10 protein-coding genes are annotated in these 11,892 nt (G+C 73.2%); 8 read left to right on the forward strand and 2 right to left on the reverse strand.

What is annotated here, in order from left to right:
* The first annotated feature begins 141 nt into the window (after positions 1–141).
* From HZZ00_RS27570 to meaB, 3 genes are read left to right on the forward strand one after another with little or no spacing between them, the layout of a single operon-like run.
* On the forward strand, positions 142–1,941 hold the full coding sequence (locus tag HZZ00_RS27570) for a methylmalonyl-CoA mutase family protein (RefSeq protein ID WP_180328974.1): 1,800 nt from the start codon (positions 142–144) through the stop codon (positions 1,939–1,941).
* Positions 1,941–4,115, forward strand: coding sequence for a methylmalonyl-CoA mutase (gene scpA, locus HZZ00_RS27575; RefSeq protein WP_180328975.1), 2,175 nt, complete (start codon positions 1,941–1,943; stop codon positions 4,113–4,115). Before HZZ00_RS27570 ends, scpA begins: the two co-directional genes overlap by 1 nt.
* 7 nt (positions 4,116–4,122) lie before the next feature.
* On the forward strand, positions 4,123–5,121 hold the full coding sequence (gene meaB, locus HZZ00_RS27580; protein ID WP_180328976.1) for a methylmalonyl Co-A mutase-associated GTPase MeaB: 999 nt from the start codon (positions 4,123–4,125) through the stop codon (positions 5,119–5,121).
* On the opposite strand, the gene HZZ00_RS27585 is transcribed toward meaB, so the two are convergent.
* A complete protein-coding gene (locus HZZ00_RS27585) occupies positions 5,114–5,803 on the reverse strand; it encodes a GAF and ANTAR domain-containing protein (protein WP_180328977.1) in 690 nt (229 codons plus the stop codon). The two genes, meaB and HZZ00_RS27585, sit on opposite strands and share 8 nt — an antisense overlap.
* 389 nt (positions 5,804–6,192) lie before the next feature.
* Here HZZ00_RS27585 and HZZ00_RS27590 point away from each other — a divergent pair, with 389 nt between their 5' ends.
* Both HZZ00_RS27590 and HZZ00_RS27595 read left to right on the forward strand, forming a co-directional pair.
* Positions 6,193–7,527, forward strand: coding sequence for a PP2C family protein-serine/threonine phosphatase (locus HZZ00_RS27590; protein ID WP_257585416.1), 1,335 nt, complete (start codon positions 6,193–6,195; stop codon positions 7,525–7,527).
* Between the two features lie 88 nt (positions 7,528–7,615).
* Positions 7,616–8,665 carry an MASE1 domain-containing protein gene (locus HZZ00_RS27595; RefSeq protein ID WP_180328978.1) on the forward strand — a complete coding sequence of 350 codons (1,050 nt, stop codon included), beginning with the start codon at positions 7,616–7,618 and terminating at the stop codon, positions 8,663–8,665.
* 127 nt (positions 8,666–8,792) lie between these two features.
* On the opposite strand, the gene HZZ00_RS27600 is transcribed toward HZZ00_RS27595, so the two are convergent.
* Complete coding sequence (locus tag HZZ00_RS27600; RefSeq protein ID WP_180328979.1) at positions 8,793–9,734, reverse strand: amidohydrolase family protein; 942 nt, start codon at positions 9,732–9,734, stop codon at positions 8,793–8,795.
* Positions 9,735–9,792: 58 nt separating this feature from the next.
* On the opposite strand from HZZ00_RS27600, the gene HZZ00_RS27605 reads away from it, so the two are divergent.
* Genes HZZ00_RS27605 through HZZ00_RS27615 form a run of 3 tightly spaced genes read left to right on the forward strand, consistent with a single transcriptional unit; the run spans position 9,793 to position 11,812 of the window.
* Positions 9,793–10,284: a MarR family winged helix-turn-helix transcriptional regulator gene (locus tag HZZ00_RS27605; RefSeq protein ID WP_180328980.1), complete on the forward strand. Its 492-nt coding sequence runs from the start codon at positions 9,793–9,795 to the stop codon at positions 10,282–10,284.
* Between the two features lie 41 nt (positions 10,285–10,325).
* Positions 10,326–11,096, forward strand: a complete 771-nt coding sequence (locus tag HZZ00_RS27610; protein WP_219013942.1) for a maleylpyruvate isomerase N-terminal domain-containing protein — start codon at positions 10,326–10,328, stop codon at positions 11,094–11,096.
* A gap of 50 nt (positions 11,097–11,146) precedes the next feature.
* Positions 11,147–11,812, forward strand: coding sequence for a hypothetical protein (locus HZZ00_RS27615; RefSeq protein WP_180328981.1), 666 nt, complete (start codon positions 11,147–11,149; stop codon positions 11,810–11,812).
* The last annotated feature ends 80 nt before the right edge of the window (positions 11,813–11,892 follow it).

The following is an 11,892-nucleotide window of genomic DNA, read 5'->3' on the forward strand; positions in this document are numbered from 1 at the left end:
CCGCCCTCGCGGCGCGCCGCGGCGCGCTGTCGTAGCAGCCGGATCGCCGTCGGGAGCGGTGCAGGTCACAGCCGCAAGGGGAGAAAACTCACAAGCGTTTGCTCTGCACTCTTCTGAGCGCACTGGCCTAGCATCCGAGCCATGACGGTCCTGCCTGACGACGGGCTCTCACTGGCCGCCGAGTTCCCTGACGCGACACACGAGCAGTGGCAACGCCTGGTGGAGGGTGTGCTGCGCAAGTCGGGCAAGGAAGTCTCGGGCACGGCAGCTGAGGACGCTCTGTCCACGACGCTGGAGGACGGGCTGCGCACCCGTCCCCTGTACACCGCGCGCGACGCCGCGCCCGACCCCGGACTGCCGGGCTTCGCCCCGTATCTGCGGGGCTCGCGCCCCGAGGGCGGGGTCGTCGGCGGCTGGGACGTACGGCAGCGGCACACGGCGCTCGCCGACGGCGCGGTCCTCACCGACCTGGAGAACGGCGGCACCTCCCTGTGGCTGGTGCTCGGCGAGGGCGGCATTCCCGTCGCCGAGCTGGGCCGGGCCCTGGAGGGCGTCTACCTCGACCTGGCGCCGGTCGTCCTGGACGCCGGGCGGGACACCGAGGAGGCCGCCGAGGCGCTGCTGCGGCTGTACGCGGACCGCGGCGTCGACCCGAAGGCCGCCCGCGGCAACCTGGGCGGCGACCCGCTCGGGTACGAGGCCCGCACCGGCACCGCGCTGGACTTCGCGCCGTACTCCGCCCTGGCCGCGCGCTGCGCCGAAACCCGCCCCGGCCTGCGCGCGCTGACGGTGGACGCGCTGCCGTACCACGAGGCGGGCGGCTCGGCCGCGCAGGAGCTGGGCGCCTCGCTCGCCACCGGCGTGGCCTATCTGCGCGCGCTGACCGAGGCGGGGCTGACCGTCGAACAGGCCGCCGGACAGCTGGAGTTCCGCTACGCGGCCACCGCCGACCAGTTCCTGACCGTCGCCAAGCTGCGCGCGGCGCGCCGACTGTGGTCCCGGGTCGCCGAGGTCTGCGGGGCGCCCGGGGCGCAGACGCAGCACGTGGTGACCTCGCCGGTGATGATGTCCCGCCGCGACCCGTGGGTGAACATGCTGCGCACCACGGTCGCGACGCTCGCCGCCGGGGTCGGCGGCGCCGATTCCGTGACCGTGCTGCCGTTCGACCACGCGCTCGGCCTGCCGGACGCGTTCGCCCGCCGGATCGCCCGCAACACCTCCACCATCCTGATCGAGGAGTCGCACCTGTCCCGGGTCATCGACCCGGCGGGCGGTTCCTGGTACGTGGAGCGGCTGACCGACGAACTCGCGCAGGCCGCCTGGGAGTTCTTCCGCACCATCGAGCGCGACGGCGGCCAGGCGGCCGTGCTGCGCTCCGGCCGGCTGCGCACCGACCTCGCGACGACCTGGGCGGAGCGCTCCAAGCGGCTCGCCAAGCGCCGCGAACCCATCACCGGCGTCAGCGAGTTCCCGCTGCTCGCCGAGAAGCCGGTGGTGCGCGAGCCCGCGCCCGAGCCGCCGTCCGGCGGGCTGCCGCGGGTACGCCGCGACGAGGCGTTCGAGGAGCTGCGCGCCCGCTCCGACGCGCACCTGGCCGCCACCGGCGCCCGCCCGCGGATCTTCCTGGCCACGCTCGGGCCGGCCGCCGCCCACACGGCCCGCGCGACCTTCGCGGCCAATCTGTTCCAGGCGGGCGGCATCGAGCCGGTCACCGAGGGCGGCTTCGCGGACAGCGGGGCCACCGAGGCCGTGCTGTGCTCCAGCGACGCGCTCTACGCCGAACAGGCCGAACAGGCCGCCGAGTCGCTGCGCGCGGCCGGCGCCCGGCATGTGTTCCTGGCGGGCCGGGGCGAGTACGCCGGCGTCGACTCGTACGTCTTCGCGGGCTGCGACGCCGTCGATGTGCTGTCCGCGACCCTCGACCGCATGGGAGTGTCCTGATGGGAATCCCCGACTTCTCCGGCATCGAGCTGGGGACCCCGGTGGCCGGCGGCAGCGCCGAGGAGTGGCAGTCGGCCGTCAAGCGGGCCACCGGCGGCGTCGACCCGCTGTGGGAGACCCCGGAGGGCATCGGGGTCAAGCCGCTGTACACCGGGCGCGACCTGGAGGGCCTGGACTTCCTGGGCACCTACCCGGGCATCGCGCCGTATCTGCGCGGCCCGTACCCGACGATGTACGTCAACCAGCCCTGGACCATCCGCCAGTACGCGGGCTTCTCCACCGCCGAGGAGTCCAACGCCTTCTACCGGCGCAACCTGGCGGCGGGCCAGAAGGGCCTGTCGGTCGCCTTCGACCTGCCCACCCACCGCGGCTACGACAGCGACCACCCCCGGGTGACCGGCGACGTCGGCATGGCGGGCGTGGCCATCGACTCGATCTACGACATGCGGCAGCTGTTCGACGGCATCCCGCTGGACAAGATGTCGGTGTCGATGACGATGAACGGCGCCGTGCTGCCGGTGCTGGCGCTGTACATTGTGGCCGCCGAGGAGCAGGGCGTACCGCCCGAGAAGCTGGCCGGGACCATCCAGAACGACATCCTCAAGGAGTTCATGGTCCGCAACACCTACATCTATCCGCCGAAGCCGTCGATGCGGATCATCTCCGACATCTTCGCGTACACCTCGCAGCGGATGCCGCGCTACAACTCCATCTCCATCTCCGGCTACCACATCCAGGAGGCGGGTGCGACGGCCGACCTGGAGCTGGCGTACACCCTCGCGGACGGTGTGGAGTACATCCGCGCGGGTCGCGCGGCCGGCCTGGACGTGGACGCGTTCGCGCCCCGGCTGTCGTTCTTCTGGGCGATCGGCATGAACTTCTTCATGGAGATCGCCAAGTTGCGCGCGGCCCGGCTGCTGTGGGCCAAGCTGGTCTCGCAGTTCGAGCCGGAGAACGCCAAGTCCCTTTCGCTGCGCACGCATTCGCAGACCTCGGGCTGGTCGCTGACCGCGCAGGACGTGTTCAACAACGTCACCCGCACCTGTGTGGAGGCGATGGCGGCGACCCAGGGCCACACCCAGTCGCTGCACACCAACGCCCTGGACGAGGCGCTCGCCCTGCCCACCGACTTCTCGGCGCGCATCGCCCGCAACACCCAGCTGCTCATCCAGCAGGAGTCGGGCACCACCCGGGTCATCGACCCGTGGGGCGGCAGCGCCTATGTGGAGCGTCTGACGTACGACCTCGCGCGCAAGGCCTGGGCGCACATCCAGGAGGTGGAGCGGGCGGGCGGCATGGCGCAGGCCATCGACGCCGGCATCCCCAAGCTGCGCGTGGAGGAGGCGGCGGCCCGCACCCAGGCCCGCATCGACTCCGGGCGCCAGCCGGTGATCGGCGTCAACAAGTACCGGGTCGACAGCGACGAGCAGATCGAGGTGCTCAAGGTCGACAACTCCTCGGTGCGCGCCCAGCAGATCGAGAAGCTGCGCAGGCTGCGGGCGGAGCGCGACGAGCAGGCGTGCCGGGACGCGCTGGACGCGCTGACCCGGGGCGCCGAGGGCGGCGAGAACCTGCTGGAGCTGGCGGTGCGGGCGGCCCGCGCCAAGGCGACGGTCGGGGAGATCTCCGACGCCCTGGAGAAGGTGTACGGCCGGCACGCGAGCCAGATCCGTACGATCTCCGGTGTGTACCGCAACGAAGCAGGCGAGTCCCCGTCGGTGGACCGCACCCGGGCCCTGGTGGACGCCTTCGAGGAGGCCGAGGGGCGCCGGCCGCGCATCCTGGTCGCCAAGATGGGCCAGGACGGCCACGACCGCGGCCAGAAGGTGATCGCCACCGCCTTCGCCGACCTGGGCTTCGACGTCGACGTCGGCCCGCTGTTCCAGACCCCGGACGAGGTCGCCCGGCAGGCGGTCGAGGCGGATGTGCACGTGGTCGGCGTGTCCTCGCTGGCCGCCGGTCACCTCACCCTCGTACCGGCGCTGCGCGAGAAGCTGGCGGAGGAGGGCCGCGAGGACATCATGATCGTGGTGGGCGGGGTGATCCCGCCGCAGGACGTGCCGACGCTGCTGGAGATGGGCGCCACGGCCGTGTTCCCGCCCGGGACGGTGATCCCGGACGCGGCCCACGACCTGGTGCGGCGCCTCGCGGCCGACCTCGGCCACGAGCTGTAGGGCCGCGATGGCCGCGATCGACCTCGACACGTATGTGAAGGGTGTGCTCGACGGGAGGCGGGCCCTGGTGGCCCGCGCCATCACGCTCGTCGAGTCCACCCGGCCCCAGCACCGGGCGCTGGCGCAGGAGTTGCTGACCCGGCTGCTGCCGCACAGCGGCCGGGCGCGGCGGATCGGCGTCAGCGGGGTGCCGGGGGTCGGCAAGTCCACCTTCATCGACGCGTTCGGCACCATGCTGACCTCGATCGGCCACCGGGTCGCGGTGCTCGCCGTGGACCCGTCCTCCACCCGCACCGGCGGCTCCATCCTGGGCGACAAGACCCGGATGGAACGGCTGTCGGTCGACCCGGCGGCCTTCGTGCGGCCCTCCCCCAGCGCGGGCACGCTGGGCGGGGTCGCGAAGGCCACCCGGGAGTCGATGGTGGTGATGGAGGCGGCCGGTTACGACGTGATCCTGGTGGAGACCGTCGGCGTCGGGCAGTCGGAGACGGCGGTCGCCGACATGGTCGACTCCTTCCTGCTGCTCACCCTGGCCCGCACCGGCGACCAGTTGCAGGGCATCAAGAAGGGCGTCCTGGAACTCGCCGACGTGATCGCCGTCAACAAGGCGGACGGCCCGCACGAGCGCGACGCGCGGGCCGCGGCCCGGGAGTTGGCGGGCGCGCTGCGGCTGATGCACGGCAAGGACGCCTTCTGGACGCCGCCGGTGCTGCACTGCAGCGCCCGCGAGTCGACCGGTCTGGACACGGTGTGGGAGCGGCTGGAGCAGCACCGGCGGCTGCTGGACTCCACCGGCCGTCTCACCGCCAAGCGGCGCGACCAGCAGGTCGACTGGACCTGGGCGATGGTCCGCGACGAACTCCTCGGCCGGCTGCACGCCAGCCCGGCGGTGCGGGAGGCGGCGCCGGATCTCGAACGGCGGGTCAGGGAGGGCACGTTGACGGCGACGCTGGCGGCGGAGCGGATCCTTGCGGCCTTCGAGGGGCGGACCCCGCCGGTCAGTTGAGCCCGCCGTGCTCGCAGATGCGCCGCGCCACCTCCCGGAGTTTGACGTTGTGGTCCTGGGAGTAGCGGCGCAGCACGTCGAAGGCCTGGTCCTCGGTGAGGTCGTGGCGGCCCATGAGGATGCCCATGGCCTCGCCGATGACGTGCCGGGTGGAGACGGCCTGCTCCAGCTGGGCGTGGGTGCGGGCGCTGGAGAAGGCGACGGCGGCGTGCGAGGCGAGCAGCCAGCCGGCCGTCTCCCCGGCCTCGGTGAACGCGCCGGGGTGGCGGGAGTACAGATTGAGCGCGCCGAGGTCCTCGTCCTCCGTGTAGAGCAGGAAGCCCATCATGCTGCCGAGGCCCAGCTCGCGGGCGGCGGCCACATAGGCGGGCCAGCCGGGATGGTCCGCGCGGAAGTCGGCGATCCGGAACACCCGCTCCCCGGTGTCGCGCCGGGCGATGTCGTAGCAGGGGCCCTCCTGGAGGCGTTCCTGGAGGGCGTCGCTGTCGATCACCACCTGCTCGGTCGGGGCGAGCGTGCGTACGCCCTTGGACTGCAGGATGAGGATGCCGGCCGCGTCACAGCCGGGGACGAGCTCGGTGGCGGAGCGGGTGATCCGTTCCAAAGTGTCGGTCACCGTCTCCTGCGCCAGCAGATCCCGCGCCATGCTCGCGAGCCGCTCGGCGAACATACGCCAGTCCATCGCTCTCCTCCCTGCCGGACCCTCCCGATCACCTGCCCTGTTTCCACCATCGCACCCCTGCCCCCACGCGGCGCACGGGACGCGGCGGCCCGCCCGGCGGGCCACGCCCGACGGCCGCCGCCAACTGCACCGGCGCATCCGGGGGGTTGTCGTCGCCGGGCGGTTCCGCGGCGACGGGCGGGGCCGACCGCCGGGGCGGGGACCCGGGTCCCTCCGCGTGTCGCGGCCCGGGGCGAGCGGCGGCACGGCGCGGACTGCCCTATTTTTTGATTGATGACCGAAAAATCCGTGTCGCCGTGCCACACCGTGGCCCCAGCCGCTCCGGGGGCACGCGAGGAGGGCGTGATGTACCGCTCCGAGACCGGTCGGCCGGCCGCCGGGTGCCCGTGATGGCCGGGCCCGGGGACGCGGCGTCGCCGGGGCCCCCGAACGACTCCGACCTCCATGTGCGGCTGCGGGCCGAGCTGGGCCGGATGGACGAGCAGATGCGCAGTCTGCTGGATGCCATGGACCGGCTCCAGGGCCTGCTGGACGCCGTGGTCGCCATCACCCGGGAGAACGAGCTGCCGTCGGTGCTGTACCGCATCGTGACCACCGCCATGGACCTGGTCGGCGCCCGCTACGGGGCGCTCGGCGTGCTCGCCCCGTCCGGGGACGAGCTGGAGCAGTTCATCACCGCCGGCCTCACCGAGCAGGAACGCGCCGCCCTGGCCGGCATCGGTTTCCCCCGCGGCCGGGGAGTCCTCGGGCATCTGATCCATCACCCCGAGCCGCTGCGGGTGGAGAGCATCGCGGGGCACCCGTCGTCCGTGGGGTTCCCGCCCGGCCATCCGCACATGGCCACCCTGCTGGGCGTCGCCGTCAGCGTCCGCGGCGAGATCTACGGCGATCTCTACCTCTCCGAGCGGCGGGACGGGCAGCCCTTCGACGCGGACGACGAGAGTGTGGTCATCGCCCTCGCGGGCGCCGCGGGCATCGCCATCGAGAATGTCCGTCTGTTCGAACGGGTCCGCGAAGGCGCCGAGCAGTTCCAGCGTCTGCTGCTGCCCACCCTGCCCGATCTGCGTCCGTTCACCGCGGCCGCGGTCTACCGGCCCGCCGCCGAGCCCAGCAAGCTCGGCGGCGACTGGTACGACGCCATTCCGCTGCCCGGCGACGTCGTGGCGATCGTCATCGGGGACGTGGTCGGCCACGATCTGCGGGCCGCGGCCGCGATGGCGTCCACCCGCAACATGCTGCGCGCCCTGCTGTTCGACCGGGGCAACGCGCCCGGCGCCATCCTCACCCGGCTCGACCGCACCTTGCAGGCCATCACCGACAACCCCATCACCACCACGACGCTCGCGCGGATCGAGCCGGACGGGCCGGGCTGGCGGCTGTCCTGGAGCACCGCGGGCCATGTCCCCCACCTCCTGATCGCCCCGGGCCGACGGGCGGAGTACCTGTTCGCCGAGCCCGGCCTGCCGCTCGGCGTCGACACCGCGGAGCCGCGCCCCGACCACTCCTGCCCGGTCCCGCCGGGCTCCACCGTGGTCTTCTTCACCGACGGCCTGGTCGAGCACCCGGACCGGCCGATCGACCGGAGCCTGGCCGAACTGGCCGACCTCGCCACCGAGTACGCCGCCCTGCCCCTGGAGGACTTCGTGGAGGCGCTCGCCGAGCACCACCCCAGCGACGGCCACGACGACATGGCGGTCCTCGCCCTGCGCACCCCGCCCGCCTGACCCGCGCGCGGGGTGCCCGTGCCGTGGAGGATCCGCGGGAACCGGCGGATGATGGAGGCCGGGGCGATGGTGATGCGGAGGTCGCCCGATGGCTGTCGCGCGGCAGGGAGCACTCCGGCGCGGTTGTACGACCGCTCTGGAGATCCTCGTCGTCGCGGGCCTGTACTACGGCTCCGCCAGGCTGGGACTGCTCCAGGAGCTGGTGCGCCGCCAGGTCACGCCTCTGTGGCCGCCGACCGGGATCGCCGTGGCGAGCCTGCTGCTGCGCGGGCCCCGGCTGTGGCCCGGCATCGCCCTCGGCGCGCTGCTGGCCAATCTCGACCTCGGGCCGTCGTTCGCCGCCCTGTTCCTGATCGTCGTGGGCAACACGCTCGCTCCGCTGTGCTCGTATGCGCTCCTCCGGCTCGCCGGCTTCCGCCACGGACTGGACCGGCTGTACGACGCGCTCGCCCTGATCTTCCTGGGCGCGTTCGCCGGGATGCTGATCAGCGCGACGGCGGGCAGCGGCACGCTGGCCCTCTCCGGCGCCCTGACCACCGACCGGTTCTGGCCGACCTGGTGGGTCTGGTGGACCGGCGACGCCATGGGCGTCCTGGTGGTGACGCCGGTGCTGCTGGTGCTCTCCTCGGCGCGCCTGCCGCGGAACGTCCCGGTGTCCCGCCGGCTGGAGGCGCTGCTGCTGGTCGTGGCCGTCGCCTGCGTCGGGTTCGTCGAGACCGGCACCACTCCCCTGCTCTTCCTCGGCTTCCCGCTGCTGATCTGGGCCGCCTTCCGCTTCCGGCTGGCCGGGGCCGCGCCCTGTGCCCTGGCCGTGTCGACCTTCGCCATCTACGACGCCGCGCGAGGGGCGGAGCCGTTCGGCACCCGCGGTCTGCTCACGGACATGATCACTTTGCAGGCCTACAACGCCTCCTCCGCGCTGACCGCCCTCCTCGTCGCGGCGGCCGTCAGCGAGCGTGAGCGGTCCCAGCGGGAGATCGCCCGCGCCTGCGGCCACCTCGCGGAACTGGTGTCGAGGCTCTCCGACACCGGGACCCAGCCGGCGCTGCCCGCCGTCGACGCGTACGGGGCGCGGCTCCGTCCGCCCGGCGCGTCCAGGTCCGCTCCGGCGCCACGCGGCCCGAGCGAGCTGGAGTGACCGGCCGAGCCGGCACGAGACCGAACGGCGGTGACCGGACCGGGCAGGACCGATCGCACCGGGCCGGGCCGACCGGAGCGGGCCGGGCCGACCGGAGCGGGGGTGAGCCGCCGGACCGGACCGGCGGTCAGGCCTGGCCGAGTCTCGGGAAGAGGGCCTCCCCGTTGCCGCGGTTGATCGCGTCGAGTTGGCCCGGTTCGTAGCCGTCGTAGTCGTCGAGCATCGAGTCGAAGAGTCTGCCCTGCTCCTCGGCGGCGAAGGGGAAGTCGCTGCCGTAGAGGACGTGCCCCGGGGCCGCGAAGGCCAGCAGGGAGGGCAGGGCGAAGGGGCCGGCGGACAGCGCGGTGTCGAAGTGGAAGCGCCGCAGGTCGGCCAGGACGCCCTCGGGGGTGGTGCCCGGGTTGAACTGGGAGCCGAGGGTGAACCGCCAGGCGGCGTAGGGCAGGAAACCGCCCGCGTGGGAGAGGATCACCTTCATCCGGGTGTGCCGGCCCATCACGCCGTTGAGCGTCATGTGCAGGGCGGTGCGGGTGGTGTCGTGGGGGAAGTCCACCACGGGTCCGGGCATGCCGTCGAGCATGGGCAGCGCCGAGCCGGTGGGGTGGATGAAGACCACGGCGCCGCGGGCGTCCAGCTCGGCCCACAGGGGTGCGAACGCCTTGTCGCCGAGGTAGCGGCCCTGGACGTTGGACATCAGCACCACGCCGTCGGCACGCAGTTCGTCCAGTGCGTAGGCGGCTTCGGCAAGGGCGCCGTCGAGGTCCGGCAGCGGCAGGCTCGCGAAGAGGCCGAAGCGGTCGGGGCGGTCCTTGACCAGCTCGGCGCCGTATTCGTTGACCTCGCGGGCCACCGCGCGGGCCTGCGCGTCGTCCCCGAAGTGGGTGCCGGGTGAGCTGACCGAGAGAACGCCGGTGGCGATGGAGCGGCGGTCCATCATCGCGATCGCGCTCCGGGCGTCCCAGCCGGGCGTGGGCCAGCCGGCCGCCGTCGCCCCGTGCCGCTCCATGACCTCCCGGTAGGCCGGCGGGACGAGATGTTGATGCACGTCGATGCGTCCGGAAGCGCACATCTCCTCTTACCCTCCTAACATTTAGCCTGCTAACGATTGCTTTGCTAAGCTACCACCCATGACCGACAGACGCAACGGCCCCGGCGACAGCGACCGGTCGACGGCGAACGGCGACGTCGACGCGGAGCAGATCTCCCAGGCGGCGGACGCCCTCTTCGTCGCCATGCGCCGGGCCCGTACCGCGAGCGCCGAGCACCACGGCGGCCTCTCCCTGGCCCAGGTCGCCCTGCTGGAACCGCTGGCCACGGAGCGGGACATGCCGGTGGGCCGGCTGGCCGGCAGCGCGGACGTCAGCGTCCCCACCGCGACCCGGATGCTGCAGCAGCTGGAGGCCAAGGGGATAGTGGTGCGCCGCCGCTCCCCCGAGGACGAACGGCGCGTCCTGGTCAGCCTCACCGACGACGGCGCGGCACGGCTCGCCGCGCTCCGGGACCGGCTGCGCGACCGCCAGGCCCGCGCCTACGAGGCCTTCACCCCGGCCGAGCGGGCCCTGCTGGTCACCCTGCTGCACCGCCTCACCGACCTGGTCGCCGACCCGGACTCCCCCTGACGCCGGTTTACCGAGGGCCCCGCCCCGGTTACCCATGCCGCATGATCCCCACTCGGGTCGAGGAGACCCTGCCGGAACTGGTCCCCTTCCTCCAGGCGGTGCAGGCACGACGGCCGGACGACGGCACGTGGTGCGAGGCCTGGACGGTGCGGGACGTCCTGATCCACCAGGCGGCCAACGCCGAGGAGCTGGGCCGGGTCCTCAAGGCGTTCCTCGCGGGCGCTCCGGTGGAGACCCGGGGCTTCGACCGCGAGGCCCCCTACCACCGGCTGTCGGCCACCGACCTGTGGTCGGCGTTCCTGCGCAACTGCGCGGAGCTGACGGACATCGCCGCGGCCGCCGCGCGGGACCTCCCGCCGGACACGCAGGTGCGGTGGACCGGCCGTACCGTGACGGTCCCCTTCTTCGCGGAGCACATGCGCGAGGAGCTGATCCTGCACCGCTGGGACCTGACCGGCGACGACGGCACGGCCGTGCGCGCCCTCGACGAACCCTGGATGACCGAGCACAGCGTGGTCTCCGTGGGCCGCCCCCTGCTGGCCCGCGGCCGGGCCGCCCTCTCCCTCGCCCCGGCCGACCGCGTCGAGGCCCGCCTGCGCACCCCGGGCACGGCCGACGTCGTCCTGACCGCCGACGCCGACACCGCCGACATCCGCCTGGCCGCCCCGGAGGGCCCCGCCACCATCGAAAGCGACGCCGCCACCCGCGTGCTCCTCCTGTGGGGCCGCCGCCCGTCCGACCCGTCCCGCTGGCACAGCTCGGCGGGGGCGGAGGAACTGCGCAGGGTGCGGGGGCTTTTGGGGGGCTACTGAGCCCCGGCCCGCGGAACTCCGTCGTCACAGGCATGCGCTTGAATGCACCCGTGACCGTTCATGACATCGCCCGGCGGCTGCCCGAGCCGGCCGCCCTGCACGCCCACTGCCGCGCCCTGGCCATGCTGGAGGCGGTCCTGGAAGGCGAGCGGACGTACCGCTGCCACCTCTTCGACGCACGGTGGTCACAGGCGCAGGCCATGGCCTCGATGTCCAACGGATCGGGCGACGAGTACGCGATCGTGTTCTCGTCCGCCGGCGTCTACCTGCGCGGGTTCGCGCACGAATCGCCCATGAGCCCCTACGCCGTGGACGGGCCGTGGCCCGGCGTGCTCGACGACGTGCCCGCCGTCTTCCGGCCGTACGTCGAGGAGCCGGCCTTCTCGGACGAGGACGGAATGCCCGTCGTCACGGCCTGTATATGGCGGGAGGCGGGAGACGACCGCTGGCAGGCCGGAACGATCGACTTTCCGGAGGAGGCCACGGGGGACCCGGACGGCGCCGCATTCCTGTTCGGTCTGCTGGCGGACCGCTCCCCGGAGGCGTTCCAGCGGTGGGCCGAGGACTACCACGAGGTTCCGGTCGACCTGGAGGCGGTCCGGCACGTCCTCTCCTCCCGGCCGCTGACCGAAGCAGTGGTCCGCGCACTGCACCCGGAGGCCTCCCTGGCCGACCTGGCGCAGGACATCTGGGAGATCGGCTATCCGGTGGCGTGAGACGGCCGCGGGCCCGGTGCCCGCTCCCAGGCACCTCACCCGCCGCGGTGGGGCCGTCGGGGCGGGACTTCCTCGGGCAG

The organism is Streptomyces sp. NEAU-sy36, from assembly GCF_013423905.1.
Taxonomy (GTDB): domain Bacteria; phylum Actinomycetota; class Actinomycetes; order Streptomycetales; family Streptomycetaceae; genus Streptomyces; species Streptomyces misionensis.

What these genes read in the sequence shown, in the direction of transcription:
- HZZ00_RS27570 (WP_180328974.1), top strand. Translation starts at nt 142, where the DNA reads ATGACGGTCCTGCCTGACGACGGGCTCTCACTGGCCGCCGAGTTCCCT.
- scpA (WP_180328975.1), top strand. Translation starts at nt 1,941, where the DNA reads ATGGGAATCCCCGACTTCTCCGGCATCGAGCTGGGGACCCCGGTGGCC.
- meaB (WP_180328976.1), top strand. Translation starts at nt 4,123, where the DNA reads ATGGCCGCGATCGACCTCGACACGTATGTGAAGGGTGTGCTCGACGGG.
- HZZ00_RS27585 (WP_180328977.1), bottom strand. Translation starts at nt 5,803, where the DNA reads ATGGACTGGCGTATGTTCGCCGAGCGGCTCGCGAGCATGGCGCGGGAT.
- HZZ00_RS27590 (WP_257585416.1), top strand. Translation starts at nt 6,193, where the DNA reads ATGGCCGGGCCCGGGGACGCGGCGTCGCCGGGGCCCCCGAACGACTCC.
- HZZ00_RS27595 (WP_180328978.1), top strand. Translation starts at nt 7,616, where the DNA reads ATGGCTGTCGCGCGGCAGGGAGCACTCCGGCGCGGTTGTACGACCGCT.
- HZZ00_RS27600 (WP_180328979.1), bottom strand. Translation starts at nt 9,734, where the DNA reads ATGTGCGCTTCCGGACGCATCGACGTGCATCAACATCTCGTCCCGCCG.
- HZZ00_RS27605 (WP_180328980.1), top strand. Translation starts at nt 9,793, where the DNA reads ATGACCGACAGACGCAACGGCCCCGGCGACAGCGACCGGTCGACGGCG.
- HZZ00_RS27610 (WP_219013942.1), top strand. Translation starts at nt 10,326, where the DNA reads ATGATCCCCACTCGGGTCGAGGAGACCCTGCCGGAACTGGTCCCCTTC.